General features: G+C 58.4%; 19 protein-coding genes and 2 pseudogenes. 11 read left to right on the forward strand and 10 right to left on the reverse strand.

Translation table 11 applies throughout. The annotated features are described in order from the left end of the window. Positions 1-2 precede the first annotated feature (2 nt). Both AX768_RS29145 and AX768_RS29150 read right to left on the reverse strand, forming a co-directional pair. Positions 3-2012 carry an AI-2E family transporter gene (locus AX768_RS29145; RefSeq protein ID WP_082779124.1) on the reverse strand — a complete coding sequence of 670 codons (2010 nt, stop codon included), beginning with the start codon at positions 2010-2012 and terminating at the stop codon, positions 3-5. Between the two features lie 214 nt (positions 2013-2226). Then, positions 2227-4725, reverse strand: a complete 2499-nt coding sequence (locus AX768_RS29150; protein ID WP_172812039.1) for a PAS domain-containing protein — start codon at positions 4723-4725, stop codon at positions 2227-2229. A gap of 267 nt (positions 4726-4992) precedes the next feature. Between AX768_RS29150 and AX768_RS29155 the strand changes: the two genes are divergently transcribed. Further along, positions 4993-5175 (forward strand): DUF1289 domain-containing protein, encoded by a 183-nt coding sequence (locus AX768_RS29155; protein WP_062003496.1) that lies wholly within the window; start codon positions 4993-4995, stop codon positions 5173-5175. Positions 5176-5278: 103 nt separating this feature from the next. Next, entirely contained in the window at positions 5279-5617 is a 339-nt protein-coding gene (locus AX768_RS29160) for a hypothetical protein (protein ID WP_144022006.1), read from the forward strand. A gap of 104 nt (positions 5618-5721) precedes the next feature. Here AX768_RS29160 and AX768_RS29165 read toward each other — a convergent pair whose 3' ends face one another. After that, complete coding sequence (locus AX768_RS29165) at positions 5722-6255, reverse strand: hypothetical protein (protein ID WP_155524356.1); 534 nt, start codon at positions 6253-6255, stop codon at positions 5722-5724. Positions 6256-6506: 251 nt separating this feature from the next. Between AX768_RS29165 and AX768_RS29170 the strand changes: the two genes are divergently transcribed. From AX768_RS29170 to AX768_RS29180, 3 genes are all read left to right on the forward strand, one after another. Next, complete coding sequence (locus tag AX768_RS29170; protein ID WP_062003759.1) at positions 6507-7202, forward strand: MipA/OmpV family protein; 696 nt, start codon at positions 6507-6509, stop codon at positions 7200-7202. A 59-nt stretch (positions 7203-7261) separates the two neighbouring features. Further along, the gene (locus AX768_RS29175) at positions 7262-8458 is read left to right on the forward strand and encodes an SDR family oxidoreductase (RefSeq protein WP_062003497.1); all 1197 of its coding nucleotides are present in this window, start codon (positions 7262-7264) and stop codon (positions 8456-8458) included. A gap of 147 nt (positions 8459-8605) precedes the next feature. Then, positions 8606-9346, forward strand: coding sequence for an SDR family NAD(P)-dependent oxidoreductase (locus tag AX768_RS29180; protein ID WP_062003498.1), 741 nt, complete (start codon positions 8606-8608; stop codon positions 9344-9346). Between the two features lie 75 nt (positions 9347-9421). On the opposite strand, the gene serA is transcribed toward AX768_RS29180, so the two are convergent. Next, complete coding sequence (serA, locus tag AX768_RS29185; protein WP_082779126.1) at positions 9422-10624, reverse strand: phosphoglycerate dehydrogenase; 1203 nt, start codon at positions 10622-10624, stop codon at positions 9422-9424. Between the two features lie 473 nt (positions 10625-11097). Between serA and AX768_RS29190 the strand changes: the two genes are divergently transcribed. The 3 genes from AX768_RS29190 to AX768_RS29200 all read left to right on the forward strand — a co-directional run bounded on the left by AX768_RS29190 (position 11098) and on the right by AX768_RS29200 (position 13452). Then, positions 11098-12024, forward strand: coding sequence for a helix-turn-helix transcriptional regulator (locus AX768_RS29190; RefSeq protein WP_062003760.1), 927 nt, complete (start codon positions 11098-11100; stop codon positions 12022-12024). A gap of 109 nt (positions 12025-12133) precedes the next feature. Continuing rightward, positions 12134-12829, forward strand: a complete 696-nt coding sequence (locus tag AX768_RS29195; RefSeq protein WP_062003500.1) for a fumarylacetoacetate hydrolase family protein — start codon at positions 12134-12136, stop codon at positions 12827-12829. An 83-nt stretch (positions 12830-12912) separates the two neighbouring features. Continuing rightward, the gene (locus AX768_RS29200) at positions 12913-13452 is read left to right on the forward strand and encodes a DUF1003 domain-containing protein (protein WP_062003501.1); all 540 of its coding nucleotides are present in this window, start codon (positions 12913-12915) and stop codon (positions 13450-13452) included. 89 nt (positions 13453-13541) lie between these two features. Here the strand turns inward: AX768_RS29200 and AX768_RS29205 are convergent, their stop codons facing one another. Further along, a complete protein-coding gene (locus tag AX768_RS29205) occupies positions 13542-14063 on the reverse strand; it encodes a hypothetical protein (RefSeq protein WP_231941581.1) in 522 nt (173 codons plus the stop codon). A gap of 354 nt (positions 14064-14417) precedes the next feature. Further along, a complete protein-coding gene (locus AX768_RS29210) occupies positions 14418-14603 on the reverse strand; it encodes a CsbD family protein (RefSeq protein ID WP_056363795.1) in 186 nt (61 codons plus the stop codon). A 268-nt stretch (positions 14604-14871) separates the two neighbouring features. On the opposite strand from AX768_RS29210, the gene AX768_RS29215 reads away from it, so the two are divergent. Together AX768_RS29215 and AX768_RS29220 are read left to right on the forward strand one after the other, a co-directional pair. Beyond that, entirely contained in the window at positions 14872-15231 is a 360-nt protein-coding gene (locus tag AX768_RS29215; protein WP_062003502.1) for a DUF2471 family protein, read from the forward strand. Positions 15232-15273: 42 nt separating this feature from the next. Further along, positions 15274-16311: a tyrosine-type recombinase/integrase gene (locus AX768_RS29220; RefSeq protein ID WP_062003503.1), complete on the forward strand. Its 1038-nt coding sequence runs from the start codon at positions 15274-15276 to the stop codon at positions 16309-16311. Positions 16312-16313: 2 nt separating this feature from the next. On the opposite strand, the gene AX768_RS29225 is transcribed toward AX768_RS29220, so the two are convergent. After that, positions 16314-17528 (reverse strand): DNA-binding protein, encoded by a 1215-nt coding sequence (locus AX768_RS29225; protein WP_062003504.1) that lies wholly within the window; start codon positions 17526-17528, stop codon positions 16314-16316. Positions 17529-19274: 1746 nt separating this feature from the next. On the opposite strand from AX768_RS29225, the gene AX768_RS29230 reads away from it, so the two are divergent. Further along, the gene (locus AX768_RS29230; RefSeq protein ID WP_062003505.1) at positions 19275-20624 is read left to right on the forward strand and encodes a replication initiation protein; all 1350 of its coding nucleotides are present in this window, start codon (positions 19275-19277) and stop codon (positions 20622-20624) included. 68 nt (positions 20625-20692) lie between these two features. Here the strand turns inward: AX768_RS29230 and AX768_RS29235 are convergent. The 3 genes and pseudogenes from AX768_RS29235 to parA all read right to left on the reverse strand — a co-directional run. Further along, a pseudogene (locus AX768_RS29235) lies at positions 20693-21544 on the reverse strand (ParB/RepB/Spo0J family partition protein); the annotation flags it as partial. A 95-nt stretch (positions 21545-21639) separates the two neighbouring features. Then, positions 21640-21757 (reverse strand): annotated as a pseudogene (locus tag AX768_RS34560) (ParB/RepB/Spo0J family partition protein); the annotation flags it as partial. A gap of 24 nt (positions 21758-21781) precedes the next feature. Continuing rightward, positions 21782-22444, reverse strand: coding sequence for a ParA family partition ATPase (gene parA / locus AX768_RS29240; protein ID WP_062003507.1), 663 nt, complete (start codon positions 22442-22444; stop codon positions 21782-21784). Positions 22445-23005: the final 561 nt, after the last annotated feature.

Raw genomic sequence — 23005 nt, forward strand, 5'->3', positions numbered from 1 at the left:
ATTCAGGCGCCGCGCAAGACAGGAACAACCGCCGGCGCCTTTCCCGAATCTGCAACCGGCACGGGTTCTTCCGGGTTCAGGCCTTCCCAGGAGACGCCATTGGTAGTCTGTAGCCGCGCAGCAGCCACGCACGCCTCGACCAGTTCCTTGAACGAAGTCGCCGCCGATGTCTTCCTGATCACCGCCTCGCCTTCCAGCGCGCTGTCCGGCACGACCAGCCCGACAATCAGATCCGCCGCCCCTGCCCGCTGATGCAATCGGCGCAGCAGATTGCGCAAGTAAGGCGGCGATTCGGCGGCATCGAAAGAAATCACGCAGATCAGCGAAACGCCGGTCAGGTCGACTTCATCGAAACGGGTACGGGAGAAACGCTCGTACGGCGCGAGATCGGCGCCCAGTCCGTGCTTGCGAAACAGTTGCACGGCAATCGTCGCGGCCAGATCGTCCAGCACGCCGCGCCCCGCGATGCACAGCACGGACGACGTATGCCCTTCGCTGGCAGCATCGAAATGAGCAGGCGGCGCTTCGTGGAAAATGCCCGCCTCGCGATCCGACATCTCCAGGCTTGCCGGCGGTTCTTCATCGGGGCGGGCGGCCATCACCACGTCCTCGACCTCTTCCAGCCCTTCGATGATATCCATTGCGGATTCGTTGATGCGTTTCAACTGGTCCGCCGTCACGACACCGCGCAGCACGTCCTGATGCGCGATCCGCAAACCCTCCAGCGCGACCTCGTCGTAATACGCGCTGAGCGAGCGCTCCTTGAGTAGCGATTCGGCCTGTACGAGCGCTTCGTCGGGATCGTTGGCGAGCAGCCGCTGATAAAAATTCTCCGCCGGCGTCAAGGCTGGACGGTCGCCGAAAAGCACGTCGAGGAATTCCAACCGATCCACATGACGCCCGAGAATCACGAGACACAGCGTCAATGGCGTAGATAAAACCAGCCCGATCGGCCCCCAGATCCAGCTCCAGAACACCGCCGCAACAATCACGGCAAAGGGCGAAAGACCCGTGCTGTGGCCATAAAGCATCGGTTCGACGATCTGGCCCGCGACGATGTCGGTGACCCCGAAGAGCACGATGGTCCAGATCATCATCGACCAGCCCGGGCCGACTGCCGTGGCGAAGATAACGGCCAGCAGCGCCGCAATCCACGTCCCCACGTAGGGCACGAAACGCAGCAATCCGGTCAGCACGCCGAACAGCAGCGCGCCGGGCACGCCTATGATCGCGAGCCCGATGGAAATCACGATACCCACGCCCATGTTGATGCCGAGCTGCGCGAGGAAATAGCGCGAAAGCCGCCGCGCGGCTTCATCCATGGCGGTCGTTGCGCGGTGCAGGTCGCGCGATCCGAACAGCCGGATCAGCCGGTCGCGCAGGTCTTCTCGCTGCAACAGGATAAATATCGCCACGACAAGGACAATGCCCGTGGTCTCGAGCGGACTGATGATCGGCGACAGGAAGCGCTGGGCAAGTTCCACTGGCGAAGGGGATGGCTCGTGGACTTCGACGGGCATGGGTGCGTCGATAGGAGACGCCGTCTGGTTCTCCTGGCTCTTGCGGATCTCCTCCTGCCGGTTCGGCGATATCCGTTTCAGCGCGGTTGCCGCCTTGCCAAGGAACGCATCAGCGCGGCCAACTGTCTTCTCCTGCACGGCATCGATTTTCCGTTCTACGGCGACCTGATAACGCGGCAGGTCGCTGGCGAGCTGCGCCACTTGCGCACCGATCAGCGCGCCAACCGCCGTCAGCACGGACAACGCAACGAGCACGGCCAGGATCACCGACGGCACTTGCCCCAGTTTCAACCGCCGCAACAAATCGACGAAAGGCGCAACCAGGAAGCTCAACAACACCGCGAGAATGATCGGGATCAGCACCGCGCGCCCAAAATACAGCGCGCAGATCACCACCACGCCGGTGACCAGCGAAAGCAACGCCCGCATGCCCGGCGCCTCGGGAGGCAAGACCTTCGACGCGGGCCGGCGCGGGACGGGATTTGGTGTCATCACATCGTTCTCTTATTGGCTTTAGCGGGGTTCATGATGCGGTCGCGCCGGCGATCCATCAAGGATCTCCGGCCAAGCGTTGCGATGGTTTGTAGAGTTGTCAGCCGCGAGCCGGTGTCCTGCGGTCTCGGGAAACGCACACGCCCGCCATGCATGAGCAAAGACCATGCCATTCGGGCGGGTATTTGACGGTGAGGCAATACGGGAGCCGCAATCAGCCCGCCATGGTCACCATGCGGCGGATGCGGCTCGCCATGGATTCGAGCGTGAAGGGCTTGGTGATCATCTCCATGCCGGTGTCGAGAAAGCCGTTGGCGCGCGTGGCCGACTCGGCGTAACCCGTCATGAACAGCACGCGGAGCGCGGGGCGAGAGGCCCGGGCGGCATCGGCAAGCTGGCGGCCGTTCAGCCCGGGCAAGCCGACATCGGTGACCAGCAGGTCAATACGCGCCGGCGAATTCAGTATCGCAAGTCCGGACGGTCCGTCGACGGCCTCCAGCACCTCATAATCCAGGTCGCGCAGGATCTCGCACACGAGCTCACGCACCGACGCATCGTCTTCGACCACCAGGATCACGTGGCCGCCGGCTGCGCGATGCGCTTCCGTCAGCTCCGTTGTCACCTCGGTCTTGCCCGCACCGCCGGTGAACCGCGGCAGATAAAGCCGGATGGTCGTACCGGCATCGGGCGCGCTTTCGATGGTCGCGATTCCGCCCGATTGCTTGGCAAACCCGTACGCCATCGATAAACCCAGCCCCGTGCCCTGCCCGAGCGGCTTGGTCGTATAGAACGGATCGAAGGCGCGCGCCTTGACGTCGTCGGGCATGCCGGCGCCCGTATCCGACGCCGATACCACCACGTACTGGCCCGGCGCGACATCGGGATGCGACGTTGCGAACTCGGGCCCGAGTTCCACGTTGTCCGTCTCGAGCGTCAGGCGGCCGCCTTCGGGCATCGCGTCACGCGCGTTGATCGCGAAGTTCAGCACGGCGTTTTCGAGCTGATTTGCGTCGCAGCGCGTGAGCCAGAGTCTCGGATTGGGAATCACGCGTGTATCGATCGCCTCGCCCATCGTGCGCTTGAGCAGATCGTCGATGGAATGCAGCAACTCGTCCGCGTTCACCGGCTTCGGGTCGAGCGGCTGACGCCGCGAAAACGCCAGCAGACGATGCGTCAGCGACGCGGCGCGGTTCGCAGCGCCGGTTGCCATCGTGATGAAGCGGTCGATGTCGTCCGTCCGGCCGAGCTGGGTATAACGGCGGATCAGTTCGAGCGGACCGGTAATGCCTTGCAGCAGGTTGTTGAAATCGTGCGCGATACCGCCCGTCAGTTGCCCGAGCGCCTCCATCTTCTGCGCCTGACGCAAGGCCTCTTCGGTTTGCTGCAGCGCGTGCTGGGTTTCCTTTTCGCTGGTGACATCGCGGCCGTTGCCGTACAGCGTGTCGCCCTCGGGCGCCGCGACCCACGATACCCATCGGTAAGACCCGTCCTTGTGACGGTTACGATTTTCAAACCGCACGATCCCCGAACGCGCGACGGATTGCAGCGCGGTCTCGGTGGCTTCCACGTCATCCGGATGAACGATTTCCGCGAACGACTTGCCGATCAGTTCGTCCTCACGAAAACCCAGGATGTCGGTCCACGCGGGATTGACCGCGCGCAGCACGCCCGAACTGGTCGCCACGATAAAAAGATCGCGCGAATTGCGCCAGATGCTGTTGCGCTCGCGAGTGCGGGCATCGACTTCGGCCGCGAGCGAATCGTTCAGCCGGCGCAATTGCGTTTCACTCACGCGCAGGCGTTCTTCGAAACGCTTGTGGCCCGTGATGTCGTATGTCACGCCAAGAAAACGCAGGCCGCCGCTGCTGTTGGCGATGGCTTCGCCGCGGCGTGCCATCCAGCGCTCTTCGCCATTGTCCGCGCGGCGGATGCGATATTCGAGATAATCCAGCGCGCCCGTATGCATGTCCTGGTGCGCCGTCAACACGCGTGCGCGGTCATCGGGATGCACGAGGTCCAGCAGTACGTCGAGATGGGTCTCATGGCGGGGCGTCAAACCCCACTGCCAGCAAAGTTCCTCCGATACCGCAATACGCCCGCTGTCCGGAAACAGCTCGAAGGTACCAATCCCGCCGGCCTGCTGCGCGATCCGCAAACGCTCTTCGCTTTCCCGCAGCGCGCGGTCGCCAGCGTGCCGCTCGATTGCCAGCGCCGTCACGCTCGCCACTTGCGCAATGTCGTCCAGTTCTTCGGGCGACGGCTTTTTCGGCATCGAATAGTAATTGGCGAAGGTGCCGAGCACGCGGCCATCGGCGGCGCAAATGGGCATGGACCAGCACGCGCGCAATTCGAACTTCCGGGCGATATCGCGAAAAGCGGCCCAAACCGGGTCTGTATCGATGTCCTCGACAATCACCGGTTCCCCGCGAAACGCCGCGGCCCCGCACGATCCCATTAAAGGGCCGGTTTCGAGGCCGTCGACAATGCGGTTGTATTCGTCGGGCAAACTCGGCGCCGCGCCATGAACGAGGCGTTTTCCGGTGGTATCGACCAGCAGCACGGAGGCGCGCATGGGTTGCTCCGAGCGGTTTTCCACCCGATGGATCACGTGTTCGAGCACTTCGGCGAGCGGCATGCCGGCCACGACGCGTCCCAGTACGGCGCGCTCGAATTCAAGCTGGCTCAGCGTCGAGAACAATGGGGGTTTTTGCATGGTCCGAAGCAAAAGCCGGTAGGTCGCAGGTGGCGTAATGCACGACATAACATACAGTCTTTACGCACAACGCGACGGAATGTTCCAAATCTTAGCATCCGGGTCACACGTGCCACGGATTAGCTACCCGGATGAACAATTTGTGTACACCCGTGCTGCGTCGGCTATTGGCCTGATCGCAATTATGTTTTTGGCACTCGGGCATGCATTGTGCGAGATGTCACGTGGTGAGCAGCACGCATTTTTCTCGGGTTCCATTGGATTGATATGGCAGTTGATTCGCCCTGCATCAGCATCTGCAAGTTCGACAGCAAAACCGGCCTGTGCATTGGCTGCTTGCGCACGAAGGACGAGTGCAAGAAGTGGAAAAAGCTGAAGAACAAGGCCCGGACAAAAATCATCGACGACAGGCCCAAGCGCGAAGAGAAGTTGAAGAAGGCGCGCAAATAAGGTCGCAAGTTTCGCCAAGCAGACTTACCCATAAAAACGCGTGACGGCTTAACGCGAATCCCATAAATCACGGACACGAAAACCCAACAAAGGGAGTTCAGTCATGGTTAATCACGTTAAGTTGAATCGCATTTTGACGGTAGCCGCCGCGGCGCTTGTGACCTCGTTCGCCGCGCAAGGAGTCGTGGCGCAAACCACGGGCATGAATCACGGACAGAGCCCGAACGACGACATGAGCGCACCGGCGAACAATCCTCGTCTGATGCCGAATGCGCCGCTCGGGAGCGAATATCCCAGTCACGGCAATGTGCAGGCCGGAGAGATGAACCTGAATCCGACCGATCCGCGCGCTCAGCTGGTCAACGGTTTGCCCAATAACACGCAAAGCGGCGGTTATGGCTCGCCGCTCGCGGGCAACAAGGCGAACGTGCCGCAGAATTGAGTTACTGAAGCGAGGCTGCGCGGTGGATGGTTTGCGGCGGTTCGCGCGAATGCGCTCAATATCGCCAATACCGATTTCGCGCACGCCTCGCCTCCCTGCAGGCATCAGTCATCGGGCGTTTTGTACGGCAACGGTAGCCTGGAAGGCATGGTCGTGGTGTTGTCGATAACCCGATCCACGTCCGCTGTCTTTTCCAGCTCAGACAGGAACTTGGCGGTATCGAATTGCTTCGATACACACCCTTGCACATAGATAAATCGCCGCTGCAGCGTGAGCCATAGCGTCGAATTTTCACGCCAGTGCAAGGTCGCATTGATTGCGTTCAGACGCCGTTGCACGGCTTCGGCAATCTCGCCATCGTATCGATACGCATTGGACAAGCGGCATCGCCCCTCCACCCAGCAACTATTGCCGCGCTCGATGCGGTAATGGGCATCGTCGAGCCATTCCTGGTCGGTCTGCAACGGACCTAAAGGCGCGGGGCAATGCGCAACAGCCGTAGATATCTGAAAGAACGGATCGTTACCGTGATTCGTGCGCGCACCCGCTGCGATCGCATTAGAGCCCGTAATTGGACTCGCGAACGCAAACAGAGTGCAACACATGGCGGACCTGATCAGTGCGTTTGATGGGTTCATCGGCGTGGGATCGAAACGGCAATATCGCAAGAATACGCGCGTGAGCAAGCTTCGCTGAAACACTTGCCGACACGCGAACACAAACCCGCACAAATCCCCGCAGATTCAAGACAGACGCGGGAGAGCCGCCTACCTACACTGCGGCTTCCTCTCCCTCGAACGCTCCCATTGTGCGCAAACGTCTGTCTCACCTTTGTCTTTCGACGCTCGGCCTGACCGGTGTCTCACTGGCGCACGCCGAGAACATCTATATGTTCTCGCTCGCCACCGGCATCGCACCGCGATATGAGGGTAGCCGCGATTATCGGCCGGTCGTCGCGCCGGTTATTGCCGCCCAGTTCGACAACGGCTTTTTTCTCAGCCCCATGGAAGGCGCCGGCTACAAGAAGGAATTTGCGAACGGCTTGTTTGTATCGACGGCGCTCGATTACGACTTCGGCCGCAGCGACAGCAATCGCACCGACCTGCCCGGCTCTAATTACCTCAAGGGCATGGGCCGCATTCCGGGCTCGCTGATGCTCTCCGTGCAGGCGGGCGCGCATGTGTTCGGTACATCGACCATCAGCGTGACGCTCGACCAACCGCTCACACATACCGGCCGCGGCTTGAGCGGTCACGTCGCCATGACCGTGCCGTTTCTGCAAACGCCCACGAATCAAGTCGATATCACCGGCTCCATCCACGCGGGCACCGGGCGTTATGCGCAAACCTTCTTTGGCGTTACCGACGCACAAGCGGCCAATAGCAACTTCCGGCCTTACTCGGTGAAAGGCGGTATCGACAGCGCGAAGGTTTCGGTCGGCTGGACCGCGACCGTCTTCTCCCCACGATGGTCCGTGCACACCGAAGCTGGCGCAAGCCGTCTTATCGGCAATTCCGGCGACAGCCCGATCGTGCAGAAGAAGGTCAATTACTTCGCGATATCGGCGCTGACCTACCGCTATTGATCCCAGCTCGTTCCCGTCGATCCTTTACGACCCTGTCCTGTTACCGAACGGAGCACACAATGTTCGCATGGCAAACCCCTCTCAACTACGCCTCCTGTGCTTCCCGCACCTGGCCTGAACGCCCGGCGCCTCACAGACAGGCACGTCCGGCCGGTGTGGTCAGTCTTGTACTCACGGGGGCGACGGGTTTTATCGGCGGGAATGTGCTGGTTTCGCTGGTCAATGGCGGCTTACTGGACCGCGTGGTGTGTCTCGTGCGTGCCGCCGACATCAGCAAGGCGATCGCGCGGCTACGCGCTTCAGCCGCGCGGTGCGGCTTGCCTCACGTACAAGCGGAGCGTTTGAGCGCGGCGAACGTGATCGTGGGCGAACTGGGCGGCGAGTTCTGCGGCGCCGATCTCGCGCGTCTTCGCGACGCATCTCATGTGATCAACTGCGCCGCAATGGCATCGTTCTCGAGCAACCCGCAAGTGCTCGATATCAACGTGCGCGACACGTTGCGCTTTGCATCGCGTTTCGATGGAAGCGCCGCGCTGCAACGCTTCCTGCACGTCAGCACCGCAATGGCATGCGGCACGCAATGCGGCGGCAACGTGCGGGAGTCGGCGTTTTCGCAGGCGGACGCGGGACATCTCGTGCCCTACACGCAAAGCAAGCGGGACGCCGAACATCTGCTGCGCAGCAACTTTCCGCGCCTGCCGCTGGTGGTCGCGCGGCCATCGATCGTGGTGGGGCATACCGTGCTGGGGACACTGCCGTCGGCGAGCATTTTCTGGGTGATGCGCGTGGTGCATGGCGCGCGCCGTTTCACCGCACGCGCCATGAGCCGGCTCGATGTCGTCTCCGGCGACGATTGCGCACGCGCGCTGATGCTGCTTGCCGTGAAGCCGAATCTGGCGTTCGACCTGTACCACGTGTCGGCGGGAACGGAAGCGCCGACTATCGGCAAGATCCTGATCGCGATGGACGAAGCCACCGGCATTCACGGCCGCCGCTACACCATTTGCGGCGAGCGCGATTTTCGCAAGATGGCGCGCGAGGTTGTCGGCCGCGAGAACTCGGCGAGCGGCCGGCTGATCGAACACGCGCTGCGGCTGTATGCCGGCTTTGCCGCGCTCGACTACACCTTCGACAACCATCGTCTGCGCGATGAAATCGGCTTCGAGCCATTGCCGTTCACCGACTATGTCAGCGAATGCGTGCGTACATCGCGGGGCGTGGGCATTGTCGAGCAGATGCGCTGGGACTTCAAATAAACGGTTCGCGCGGGACTGAGCCGCAATGACAGCTTCCTGCATGACCCGGCATGTAGAAGTGCTCCATGTAAGGACGACCATTCAAGCATGCTTGAGGTTACACGCTTAGAATCGAATCACGTTTGATACCAACCTCAAGGTGCTCCCATGACGCGTAAAAGTGCGATCGTGATTGGCGTAGGTGCGGACCTCGGCCTGGGTGCCGCGCTCTGCAAACTGATTGCGCAGCAGGATTATCACGTGTTTGTCGCGGGCCGTTCGCTTGAAAAGCTCGACACCGTCGTGCGCGCGATTACGGCGAACGGGCATCACGCCGAGTCAGTCGTAACCGATGCAACATCGGAACCCGATGTCCTCGATCTCTTCGATAAAGCCATGGCGTCCCGCGAAGGAATTGAACCGCCGTCGCTCGTCATCTATAACGTCGGCAATAACAGGCGCGTCGACTTTCGCGATTTGAGCCTCGACGATTTCGAAAGCTTCATGCGCACGGGACCCGTGGGCGCATTCCTCGTGGGCCGGGAAGCTGCGCGCAGACTCGTGCCGCTGGGACGCGGCACGGTGATCTTCACGGGTGCTTCAGCGAGCCTTCGCGGCAAGCCTGGCTTCGCTCACTTCTCGGCATCGAAAGCGGGCGTGCGCATGATCGCCCAAAGCATGGCGCGCGAATTCGGGCCGCTTGGATTGCACGTCGCGCATGTGGTGGTGGATGGGGGTATCGACGGTGAAAGGCTCAGGACTTCGCGTCCGCAAGCCGTTGCCGAACGTGGCGAGAATGGCTTGCTCAACGTCGATGCAATCGCCGAAACGTTCTGGGCCATTCACGTGCAACATCCGTCGGCGTGGACGCAAGAAATCGATTTGCGGCCGTTCAAGGAATCGTTCTAGTTTCCGGGGCTGATCGCAAATCATCAATTGCGGTCAGCTCCCGAATAAGCTCACCTTTTAGATGGTCGAGCGCGGTTATTTCAGCAGCAAGCGCGTTCGGATAAAGCCCGGCTCTTTCGAAAGTGCCTGGATCAGTCCATTCGATGGCGCGCGGTCCAGATCCGTGACCACATATCCCGTTTCGCCCTGCGTTTGCAGATGCTGCGCGACAATATTCGCGCCCTCCGCCGCAAGCTTCGTGTTGAGCGTGGCGAGCGCGCCCGGCGCATTGCCGTGAACGTTGAGCAAACGCGCGGCTGCGTCGAGCGGTCCCGGATTCACGTGCGGGAAGTTGACGGCCCCGACCGTGTCGCCCGTGGTCAGAAACGAAATCAGCTTGGTCGCGACCTCCGTGCCGATATTCTCCTGCGCCTCCTCCGTGCTGCCGCCGACGTGCGGCGTGAGGATCACATTCGGCAAGCCCTGAAGCACGCTTTTGAATTCATCGGCGTTTGTTTTCGGCTCTTCCGGGAATACATCGATCGCCGCACCGCCCAGCCGCTTCGCGTTCAACGCTTGCGCGAGCGCTTCGATATCGACGACCGATCCGCGCGACGCGTTGATCAGGATTGCGCCGGGTTTGAAGCAGGCGATCGTCTCTGCATCGATCATGCAGTTGGTTTGCGCGGTCGCCGGCACATGGAGTGTGACGACGTCGGCTTGCGATACGGCGTCGGCCAACGATTGCGATGCACGCGCCGAGCCCAGCGACAAACGCGCCTGCACATCGTAATAAACCACGCGCATTCCCATGGCTTCGGCAAGCACGCCAACCTGCGAGCCGATGTTGCCGTAACCCACGATCGCGATCGTCTTGCCGCGCGTTTCGAACGACCCGCTTGCGCCCTTCGCCCACTTGCCCGCATGCGCCTGTACGCTTTTTTCCGGAACGCGGCGCAATAGCAGAATGGCTTCTGCAATAACCAGTTCCGCCACCGAACGCGTGTTCGAAAACGGCGCGTTGAACACCGGAATGCCTGCTTGTGCAGCGGCGTCCAGATCGACTTGCGACGTACCGATGCAAAAGCAGCCAATCGCAAGCAGATGACGCGCGGCATCGATTTCATCGCGCCGGAGATGCGTCGCCGATCGAATCCCGACAAGGTTGTGCGCCTGGAGCGCGCTCAGCAGCTCTGCGCCAGCAAGCGCGCCTGCGCGTCGCTCGACCTCGAGCTTTGACTCGCTGAAACGGGCAACCGCGGTGTCGTGGATATTTTCGAGTAGAAGTACAGAGGTCATGGAACGCTTTTGAGTCGGTGACCTGGGCGTTGTGGGCCCAGCAAGTGGCAAGAGTAAACAAGGGCGCGCAAGTGGTGTCCCCGAACAAGTCGACGCCAAGCAATCGACGTCGTGTTCGATGTTACCGCTTGCAGCGCCCTAGCATTCGCCACCCTACTCGTGATATGGCCTTTATTTCAAGGCTTCACGCATACTTTGTTTGGCGATTCCTTGACTGATTGTTTTCTTGGGAAAACAATCAGTTCGTTTGAAACGTCCCAATACTGTCGGGTATCGCACTGAACTGGGTTCTCATGCCACCAGAGGGAACCGTCAAAGCCATTACTCAGATTCGATCTTATTGAAGATCGCAGCAAGCAGGAAATCACGACCTTGCTCGATGCTGCGCTTCGTACGTCACCGGCAAGTTTTGAAGCCACGCAGTATGCTAGTAACGTAGGTTTTCTTACGTAACCGCCCCAGAATCCATGTCGATGAATTCCATTGCCAGACGTGCATCGCGGACTTACGCCATGCCTGAGCGCAGCGACCGGCTCGACTTCTATATTCGCGACCAGACCCTGCGCTCCGCCATCACGGAACGGCACAAGCACGACTACTTCCAGATCCAGATCAATCTGGGGGGCGACACGCAGCAGCATATCGGCGATGTAACCCGTGCGTTTCCAACCGGAGCCGTCGCGTTTATCGCGCCGCATCTGGCGCATATGATCCCGCATCCGGCGCAATCGCGGTTTATCGTGATCAACTTCGCGCTGGATTTCCTCGGGCTCGATATCGATGCCTACGATGGCCGTATCGACCTGAACAACGTTCCTGTCGTCCGCTTTCCGGAGCTGGCGCCCTTCCGCTTTCAGAGCGAGCTGGATTTCCAGCTCGCGCCGGCCGATCTCGCCGAGGTGCAACGCATCGTTCGGGTCATGATGGACATCGATGGCACGCGGGGATTTGGCGCCGTCGGCCGCTTGCGCGGATACCTGCTGCAGTTGATCGGACTGGTTTGCGCACGATACGCGGATTCGTTGCTGCACCTCGCGGCGCTCAGCGAGCGGGCCGTCAGCCGCCGCGGCTCAGTCAGCAAGGTGATGCGCCATGTACTCAAGCACCTGAACGACGACGCGCTGTCCCTGCGATCCACCGCGGACGCCGCCGGTTTGACGACGGGGTATGTCGCGCGTTTGATGAAGAAGGAAACCGGACGCACTTTCGTGCAATGGGTCACGGACCAGCGAATCAGCCGCGCAAAAGCGCTGCTCGCCGACGATACACGCCGCGTGAAGGACATCGCTTTCCTGGTCGGCTTTCGCGATGAAGCCTATTTCACGCGGCGCTTTCGTCAGGCTGAGGGTTCATCGCCGACGCAATTCCGTGCAGCGCAATTTGCGGGCCGGTCAGTTTAGTCCAAGGCGCGGGCCGGTTTTGTCCTGCTATGGAAGATGCTCGAAGCATATCGTTCATGGGTGATGCAGCCTTTCTGCACCGACATCCCCATCTCTTCGAGTACCCGATATGACCGAATACGTCTTCGCTCCTTCTCCCATCGTTGCGGTTCCCATCGCCGGATCGACGGCGTCGTTTCCAGTGCGCCGCGTGTTTTGCGTCGGACGCAACTACGCCGATCACGCTCGTGAAATGGGCGCGAACCCGGATCGCGAACCGCCGTTCTTCTTTACCAAACCCACCGACGCCGTTGTGCCCGCGGCAGGAACGCTCGCTTATCCGATGCTGACCGAAGACCTGCATCACGAGATCGAAATGGTGATCGCGATCGGCAAGGCGGGAAGCAGGATCGATCCCAAGGACGCGCTCGATTACGTGCTGGGTTATAGCGTTGGCGTCGATCTGACGCGTCGCGACCTGCAGGCAATCGCCAAGAAAATGAGCCGGCCCTGGGACTGGGCCAAGGGTTTCGATGAATCCGCACCCCTCACGCCCATTCATCTCGCCGACAAAATCGGCCATCCGGGAACCGGCAGGATCTGGTTATCGGTGAATGGCGCAACGCGGCAAACGGGCGATCTCGCCGACATGATCTGGCCGGTCGCGGACATCATCAGCCACGTGTCGCAAGCAGTTGTCATCAAACCTGGCGACCTGATTTTCAGCGGCACGCCGGCCGGCGTCGGCGCGTTGAAGCGCGGCGACAAGGTTGCGGGCGGGGTCGATGGTGTAGCGGAGTTTGAGTTCGAGATCGGCAAGGCGTAGGCGCTTTCCACGCTTTTCGTTCATGCGGTCGCTTGCCTGGATGTGTATAACGTCAACACGTATTCCATTCATCGCGAGCGACCATGAGCAAACCTTTTCCGCCCGACGAACACGGTGGAGACAAGCGCCACCATCTGCGTTTTCATCTGCCGCACATGCATCTTTCATCGGTATTCGGCGATGACTGGTTCGCGCTCAAAGCCGAACGCTTCGCACGGTTCTTCGGCACGCCCACTTTTCTGATCGGACAGACAGTTATTGTCGCGTGCTGGATCGGGGTGAACGTCGCGGGCCTGACGAAGTTCGACATCTATCCGTTTATCTTGCTCAACCTCGCCTTTAGTCTTCAGGCTGCTTATGCTGCGCCGCTGATCCTGCTCGCGCAGACACGGCAGGCTGATCGCGACAAGGTGAATTCGGACGCCGATGCCCGACATCGGGAAGATATCGCCGCAGCGAACGAGGAACGCCAGAAGCAGGCGGCGAAGCAGGCGGATCAACTCGTCGCGCTGCTCGAGCAGAATACGCAACTCACCGAGATCACGCGGCAAATGAGCGAACGCATCGAAGCGCTGACGCTTGAGGTCCACGGCCGATTGGCGCAGGTGAATTTTAAAAATTGAGAGGTGTTCGGTCTCCCGTAAAGGCTCACCTTGGAAGATTCAGCTTTTACCGATGCTGGAAACAATGGATTCAGGTGATGACGATCCGCTTACCAAAATCGAACGCGAAGCTGGAAACCCAGCGTAAAAGGCAAGTCGCTTGATGGTATCGGCGGAATCAAGATGATATTCGCGCCGATACGACCGTACTCGGCCATGATCAAAGGCGCAGCCACGGGCCCGACCTTATGATCGTGGCCAAATCCCCACTTGCCGTAATCGTAGCCCGAGATAACGCCGCCCATGACGGCGAGGCGAACGTAACCCCAATGCGTCAACTCCGGCGCCCACACGCCGCCGCCATAAAATGAAGGCGCTGAAAGCGAATTTCGAAAATATCCGCCAGTCACGGCCCACTGGGGCGAAACCCAACATTCCAAACCCACGCCCGGATTGAATTGATCAAAGTGTTTTTTAGGATGTACGTGGTATGAGCCGATCATGGCGTCGGCCCACAGGCCATCGCCACATATTTCGGCTGCGGTGCCGTAAGAAGGTACGACAAACGCTGCCAGCGCGAAAAGCGCCGTTGGTAACAGAGACTTCTTGGGAATCACCGCTAACGTTTTCATTCGGCCCGGGCCTGTACGTTTACCTTCGCTCGGCAGCAGTCACCGAACGGGCGAGTTTTTTGGTATCAAATCCGAGCGGAACTGTACATGAACGTTATGTTTATTTGTGTGAAGCTGCGAGGGTTTCAGAGCCCTTGAGTCGCGATTCGTCGCACCTCAGATATCAATGAGTGCTGCCGGGTCTTGATATACGCGTCTAACCAAGAAACTTGATGCGCATAAAGTTTCCGCTTGGCGTGGGGCGACATAACAAGAAGGCCGTGCCGACTTGCGTCTGACACGGCCTCGCTTGCTGATCTACTTCGAATGAAACAACCGCCACTTAATCAAATAGTGACGGCGCGGTCGAACCGCTTAGTGCTTCTTCAACGCGTCCTTCATGTCTTCGCGGGCATCGCCTGCGCCTTTCTGCACCTTCCCGGCCGCCTGCTGCACGTCGCCCTTGGCTTCTTGGGCGCGATCACCCGTTACCTTGCCGACGACTTCGTTGACCTTGCCCTTAGCTTGCTTTACTACGCCGTCTTTCTGATCCTTGTTCATCTTCATCTCCTTTCGTATCAAAAGCGCGAATCCGATGTAATGAAGTTCGCGGCGCCATGTCAGGAAATGTCCTGACCGTGTAGACAGCATCGCAAATCCATGGTGGGTCCGACAGCCGATGGCGTCTGATTAGCGCGTAGGCGGAATCGCACATTGCGAGCTTGCATCAGCGCGAATCGGAGCGCCGCGATAAAGGGAGATTGCGAAAACCACTGTATGTTTGTACAGTATTGTACCTTGCCATTATCGCCGAAAGAGGGAGACAAAAATGGACATCGAAGAAGATCGTATCGACACCCCCGAATTCGCCCGCGTGGTGAGAGACCTTAAGCGAATCACACGCGAGGTTGCGAATCGCTATATCGTGCAAGGAGTCCCACTGTCGTGGCGGCTCCTGCTCGCAATCGAAGCAGAGGCTCTCGCGGATCTTGGTTTTGCCGGCCGGCACGAGTCAGCGCTCAGAGCTCTGTTTGCACGCCCGGTTGACCTGAGCTTTCCCGAAACAGACGATCTTGTAGACTTTCGCAGGTCCAATGCGCTGCCGCCCGTGTTTGCATTCGCAGTTGATGCTTACGACCAGGCCGCACGCGCCGGGCATCCCGAGTTAGCGGTTGCAGTTACGCATTAAAAGCGGCTTCGCCCGCAGGTTCACCTCTAAGGATCATTCCTGATGCCCCTGAACGCCAGGACCGACGACATTTTCGAGCGAGAGCGCGCGAGTTGGTACGCCGATCCGGTAAGTGCGTTCGATGCGTGGATGGCAGGTCAGGCATTCAAGGCATCGTCAGCGAACGTCTACCGCGCGCAATGGGGCCTGTTTCTTGAATGGCTGGACGTCAAACGCGTCAATCTCAAGACCGTGGACCGGCCCGCCATCGAACAGTTTGTAACCCAACTGGATATCCGGAAACCACAGCGCGTACGCTATCTACGGCTCATCGAGCGCGTGCTGGACCATGTTCGTCAGATAGAACTCGCGTCCACGAATCCTGCTCGGTTTATTGCACAAGATGGCGAAGCACCCTGGCGGGATGCACGGGAGAACGAGCCAACCGGTTTTCTATCGCACAACGAGCGCGCGGCGCTGGTCGCCTACCTTTTCTCGCCGATTGGTGATTTATCGGCCGGTCAACGCTGGCGTGAAAGCAGGGACCGTGCACTCGTCGGCGTATTTCTTGGAGGGGGAGTGAAAACGGGAGAGGCGGCCGCGCTGACCGTTAGTAGCTTTGACTGGAATCAGCCATGGCTCACAATCGAAGCCTCAAATTCCGCGCTCATACGACAAACCCGGCTCGCGCCTTTCGCCGTCGCGTTGCTTGATCAGTGGATCAGCGAACGAAAAACCGCCGGATTGCCAGGCGACCTGTTATTTCCGTCTACCGCGTCGGGGCGGATCATGCACAAGGCCACGATGCTGCGCTCTATCGATGCGGTCACGCTGGCCGCCGGTATTGCAGATTCCCGGGTAGCTCGCGCCAGTCCCCAGACCTTGCGCAACACGTTTGCCGCGGACCGGTTTGAAAGCGGAACGGTGCCCGAGCAGGTCGGACAGTGGCTGGGATTTCAGCAAGACATCTCAGCGCACAGGCTGCATCGGGCGTGGGAACGCTGGAGAGGTGAGGAAATACGGGAGCGTGATTTGGCCCATGCAAAGCATGACGCTTCGCTTGCGGACGAACGATCCGCCGGAAAATCAGGTCCCGAATAACCTCACCTTTCGACTTGCTGGCTCGCATCGAGCATTTCTGCGGTCTTGAAACATGCGACAGCCATAATCCGTGACGCCGTGGCACCCGACGATCGCTCACACTCAGGGCACGAAAGCTCGAACTCGTTTCCGTGCTGAGCAAGTTCGGGCTCACCAGCCATGCATGTTGGACAACGCGACGGCAGCACGATAAACGCGTCGACTTCGGTGCCGAGCGCCAAAATTTCCTTGTTCAATAACCGTCCTTCTTCGACCAACGAGCAAATGAGCCGGGCTGCACTTCTACTGATTCCGCTTTGCGCGCGAAGGGTGTCGCGCTCGGAGGAGAGTTCATCGATTTCGTCGGATTTCTCGCGCAGTTGCAGCTCAAGTCGGTCGGCGCGCGCTTTCGCAGTGCTGAGTTGCTGGATGAAATCAAATTCTTTCTGACTGGCCTGGCGCACACTCGTCTGGTACGTCGCGGCCATGCCGCGAAGCGAATCGAGTTCAACCAGCATCGGTTTGACGCGCCGCTCAGCCTCACTCACCGCGTCCTTGATCTGCTGCGCATAGTGCTCCGTGTTCTGCCGCAATTCGTAATTCAAGGTATCCAGTCGATCACGTAACGTGGCGTTTGTCAGTTGTTGGGCATCGAGACGTTTGGTCAGGGCATCGTTTTCACCCTCCAGACGCTGGATTAACGCGTGGAGACCGCCCTGAGCGTTTAAATCCCGGTCACGGAGCGCATGCATTTCTGCTTCCAATGCAGAATTGTGTGCCAACGCCGCGTCCGCCCGCGCTTCGCTTCGTAGGAGCGCTTCATTGACGGTAGCGAACCGTACTTCGAAATCGTGAAGACGACTCAATGCGGTGTCCGCGTCGCTCTTTGCTGCATTACGTTCTATCTCGAGCGATTGACTCGCTAAATGCCTTGCTTCCTGAAACAGTTGCCCAAGGAGTTCGCCTGCGCGCTCCTGCAAAGCATCGGGAATCGCGCCACCATCGATGCGAATTCGGGACGCCGACCTGATTCGGGTCCAGAACGCATCGATATCCTTCGGGATGTCGCTTGCGCTTCCGGTCTGAGTTAGGTCCCTTACGGTAGCCATGGATGGCCGGATGCCGAAATCGAAGAAGAGCCGCTTGCATGCATGTTGCGAAAGGTCTTGCCTTCGTGCGCCATTCGCTTTTAAGTCAGCAAGCTCAGTACGCAGATCGAGGCGCTCTTCATCATTCATAAACCCTCCCGGCACTTATTTCGTTCGATACATAATACATTACGTAGCGATCACTACGATTCCAAAGAAAGCTGAGAACTAAGCAGGCTTTGCACGCGCTCGTGCTCCGTTACGCCAAAATCACCTTCCGGCGGCAGTGGTTTCCGTGAAACATGTAGAGCTTAATAGCTTAACTTGTTGATTACTAGCAGTTTGTTTAAGCCGTGACTGCTTCGACGATGTTTCACGAGTCGAAGGGGTGTAACGGTTCTCTATCTAGAATCTCCCTGTCTTGAGAGTATTAGAAGTAAACACCTTTGAACCCTAGTTAAAAACGTTAACGCCACGGCAAACCCTTATGGAGTAAGGCTTTCCGGACGCAAAGGTGAGTGTCTGCGGGATAGAAGGTGAGCGCTGACGGGGGCTGGAGGTGATGGGGTTCAGGAACGACAGTGAGTCATCACGGGAGCATCCGTGAGCGGATTCGGGAGTCGTGCCGTTTTGACAGGTGAGATTATTCGGGAGACCCCGTAGTGAACAAGCCCGCCCAGTAGACAAGGAGCATCTGCGACATCAATTTGTTAAGTGAGTGTTTGCGGGGGCTAAGAAAACGCAAAAAATCTAGTTATAATCGGTCATTATTACCTAATGGTGAGGGTTCACGGGGGCCAACGTCACTCGAGGGTGAGGTTTTACAGGCGCCAAGACCGAATGCTTGCATGATCGCCTGCGATGTTTGCGGCTTAAGGTGAGGAGTTACGGGAGGGTTCGGGAGTGAAGTTTCAACCTTAAAGGCCTAATATTCTCGGTTTTAAGGGGTATTTCAGCTAGCGGCGGTAAAGGTGAGCTTTTTCGGGAGGCATCAACCGTCATTTGCTATGCCAGCGAGTACCCAGTAGTGATCCATCGGTGAGCGTATTCGGGAGCCCCTCTTGCACCTCGACGTTTTTAAACCACCGCTCGTCATCTGAAAACCCTGACTTCATCACCTAACATGTTGATAGTAATAAGAATATAAGGCAGATGCCGACAGCATCTCGTGCTTAGGGTGAGACTTTTCGGGAGGCTGCGATTTGAGTAGAAGTCGGCGCCACAGACCTTAGATCCTTGGCTAAGGTGAGCTTTTGCGGGGTCTTGGATCGTCGTAATCGGGCGTGTCCGGCGGATTTGGCACACGGCTGGACCTCGAAATCGCTTGGATGTGCCGCAAAGGTGAGGCTTTACGGGAGGTGCCCCATCGTCTATTTCAGGCCCGGGTGTCATCGTGGGGACGAAGGTGAGGGAATTCGGGAGCAGTGATGGTTCACGCGGATGGGCACATCACTCGGTGTTTAAAGCAGAATGAGGCTTCAAAGCGAGGTAACGGTGAGTGTTTTCAGGAGCGCAATCGTCAGGAATCAAGAGAAACAGCATTCGTAAGTGGTATTCAATGAGAATTTGGCAGCCTCTGCACGGAGAAAGCCCCTTTTCGACGATAAGCAGTTTTGGCGGAAGACATGCGGAATCGAAAATTTTTTTTGGGTGAGGTAATACGGGATCGTAGTTCGGGCGCCAAAATATAAGCAAAAGAATGCGTCAAACCGTTTACCCGCGTGGCGCGGGGATACGCAAGGCGGACGACGAACGGTGAGGGTGAGAACTTTCGGGAGCGCACCTCAGTGAGTTCAGTGCGCAAGTTGCTGATCACCGCTCAAGGGTGAGTTTGTGCCTGTAGACGAGCGTCACCGTCGCCGGTATCCTTTCCCAAAATTCTCCCTGACACCAAGCATGGCAACCAAACGCGCGAAGAAGACTGACGTGGTGAGCCCGAGTTCGGCGGAGCTGCGAAAAGCCGTTGAGGCTATTGCGATTCAGCCCAAGAGCGGAAAGATCACCCTGTTGACTCGCAAGTTGTTCAACGTCTTGCTGGCAGTCGCACAGCAGGCCGACGAATCTGGTGATACCTATCGGGCGTTGCTGTCGGATATCGTCGCAAATTCAGCGTTCGATTCCAACGATACCGCTTTGGTCAAAGAGCACCTGCGCCGGATGGTGTCGGTTCAGGTCGAGTGGAGCACGGGCACCTCCAGCCAGAAGCCAGGCCGGAAATGGGGGATATCGACGTTGATCGCGGACGCGGAAATTCTTGAGGATCCCGCGACCAGGCGCGTGTGGGTTGAATTTTCCTTCGCACCGAAGATCAAGAAAAAGCTGCTGGATCCGGTGCAATACGCTCGCCTGAGTCTGCAGTTTCAGAGTCAGTTGCGAAGCAGCGCCGGCCTGGCTCTCTACGAAATCTGCGTCCGATATCTGACGAATCCGAGTCATCTCACCATGCGTGAGACGTGGGAATGGTGGCGGCCGATCTTGTCGGGCACACCCGATACCGAAGCCGGCGACGAAGCGAAGCGCGAATACAAATATTTCAAGCGCGACTATCTCCGGCCGGCCATTGCCGAAGTCAACGCGGTGACAAATATTTTCGTCGAGTTGATCGAACATAGGGAAGGACGACGAGTCGCGGAGATCCAGTTCCGCGTAACTGAGCGCAAGCAACCCATGCTTGCACTCGATGAACACCCGAATGTCTTTGACAGTACGCTGGTTGATCGGATGGTCAAGATCGGCATACCCCTGAAAGATGCTCAAACGCTCTACGCGGACAGCGAGGAAAACCGGATTCGGGCGGCATTGCAAATGACCGAGCAACGGATGCGGAGTACCTCGTTGCCCCCGGTAAGAAGCGCGGCGGCGCTATTCAAAGATGCTTTGAAAAAGGGTTACGCGCCCCAACTCGAGGCGTTGCCTGCGGCAACGACCCCCGCGAAAACCAACGGCGCGCCGGCAGACGATCTCAAGGCGCGCCTGCTTAGCGAGTTTTCGGTTTATCGTCGGAAGGAAGCTCGCGCGCTGTACGAGGAGCAAGGTGAGTCGGAACGTGAACTGGCGCGCCAGACTTTCGAGGAAGATGTACTTCCGGAGCTCGGCGGTCACATGCGCGACGACTGGCGTAAGCGCGGACTCGACTCGAAGATGGGGGAAACGTCCTTTTTCGATTGGCTCGCACGCAAGACTTGGGGAGAGCCGACCGATGGGGATCTGCTCGCGTTCACACTGAATCAGAACCGCGCAGCGTAGACTAAAACGGCGGTTGTACGGCGCAAGACTTTCGTGTCTGGCGCCGTGGTGGATGAGTCGCTACGGGACTACGGGTTACCAGATTCTGTCTGCAGCATCATTTCTATCTGCTGCAGCAGCGCGTCGCGCTTATCCTTCGACAGGCCACGCAATCGCAACTCAAGTCGGTCATCGCCGTAGGTTTTAAGATCGCCCACGGCAATTCCCTCCAGTTTGATTTCCAGTCGCTGAGCATAGCGTTGGCGACCGGTTGGCTTCGGTGTCTCTTGCGCGCTTGCGCGTCCCTTCACGATGTCCGCGACTTGTCGGGTACTCAGATCGTCGGACGCAATCTTGTTGATCAGGCGCAGCGTCGCATCCGCGCCTCGTGCACTGTGGAACCGCGAGACCTGATACGCCATGTTCGAGCCGAACCGGTCTGGCCGGGCAACCATCTCGTGCATCACATTTTCGGGTAGCTTCGCGATAGCCAGCGCGACCGCGATGGTCGATTCGTCCAGACCTAGATGATCGGCGAGTTCCCGCTGACTTTGAAAGTAGTTTTCTTCAAGGAAACGCTTCCAGACGACAGCGTTGTCGAAGACTGTCTGGGAGTCGCGCTGTACGTTCAGATCATAACCAAGCTTATAGCTTTCGATCCCGATCGGGAGGTCGATGACAATCGCCTTCACTGTTTCCTTATTGGCTTCTTTAAGAGCACGAACTCGCCGCCCTCCATCGCTTACAAAGAAAGTGCCGGGATTATCATGGTCGGGTATCACGTGAATGGCCTGCTGCTGACCTTGCTTGGCCAGGTTGACGGCCAGTTCGGCGATCGACGCTTTCAGGTAAAAGTGGCGAGGATTAAATGGGCTCGGTTTGATTGCTTTCAACGGCAACTCGATCACTTGACCCTGAACGTAACGATTCTTGCGGCGCCAGTTTTTGAACGCATCCGATTCCGGATTCTGTGTGTCACCTTCGTATTCGGCTTCAGTGTATCCGCTGGACCTGCCGGTCACTTGCTTGTCGTTGCCAGCCTCTTGATTAACGATTTCGTCGATCGCGTTAATGCGATCGAGCGCCGTGCGCTTCTCGCTGCTCGTTGTGTCGGGCCGGGCCTTGAAGCCTTTGGCAAACGGATTCGGTTTCATTCGGGGTCCTTTATGCGCATAAAGTCAGGGAAGCATGGCGAGAACTTCGTCTGCACACGCACGTATTTCGGCCGCGGCAAGGCGTGAACCTCTGTCGCTCATCTGGAGCACGGTCTGACCCAAAGCCATTGCCTGCTTGTAGCACTCCCGTGTTGGGATCTGCGTCTTGAGCAAGGGGAAGCCCAATTCTTCGAGCGCCCGCTTCAGTTCTCGAGTCAACATCCGCTTCTCCTCGGTCTTGTTAAGGAGAAACACCGCATGCAGGTCTTCGTTCATGACCTGCGCTTGCTGGATGAGCTTGACCAGACCTACGCTTGACCAATAATCAGCAGGGGATGAGGACGTCGGAACTATGGCAACGGTTGCGGCGAGAAGCACCACACCAGAAACCTTCTCGGTGATGGATGGCGGACAGTCAACCACGATGATGTCGTAATCATTCACGAACTTCTTGATCTCGCGATGGATCTGAGCGCCTGCCTCGGAAAGATTCACGATGGGAAACGGAATGCCACTCGCCTCGTCCGACGCGGCGCTGGCCCAATGCACTAGGGTATTTTGGCCGTCAGCGTCTACGACGAGCACCCGTTTCCCCTTTTCGTGAAACGCAGCGCCTAAGTGCATTGCGATCGTGCTCTTACCCACTCCACCCTTCTGTTGCGTGATCGCAATGATTTCAGCTGCCACGTTTTGCTCCCAAATTTAGCTTTTTGAATTTTACATTAGAAGCTAACAAATTCTAGCGATAACGTAGGTGGTTGGCCGTTCGGTCAAGAAATCGGCGGAGTTTATGCGCATAAAGTCGACTTGCGACTTATGCGTCAAGGTTCGATGGCGTGGACAGTACTATCGCGGCCCGTGCTGGAGTCTAATTTTTGCGACTGAGTGGCGAGCCTTTGCATCAGCAGCTTACTGGCCTGCGCAGACCGCACGTTGCTTTATGCGCATAAAGTCCGGCCGACTATGACTTAGAGCAAGACAAACATGAACGGCGCTCACAGGATGAGAGGCTCGTTTCCGTTTGGGTGGTACCCATCGCGCATGTGCTTGACGCGAAAAAGAAAGAGCTTGCTGTGTAGTCATGTAGATGTCGATGCTCAAATATAGTGATCAAAAAAATACGGCTAGAACTACCGGTGGTCTATTCACAACCCCGCTACCGTTCCACGATGCCGCTCCAAGCATCCCGTAAGCAAGCACTCGTAAAATCGCCGCCACTAAGCGGCGGCGAACAGCCGCGGGTACGCT

This window comes from Burkholderia sp. PAMC 28687 (assembly GCF_001577465.1).
Lineage (GTDB): Bacteria > Pseudomonadota > Gammaproteobacteria > Burkholderiales > Burkholderiaceae > Caballeronia.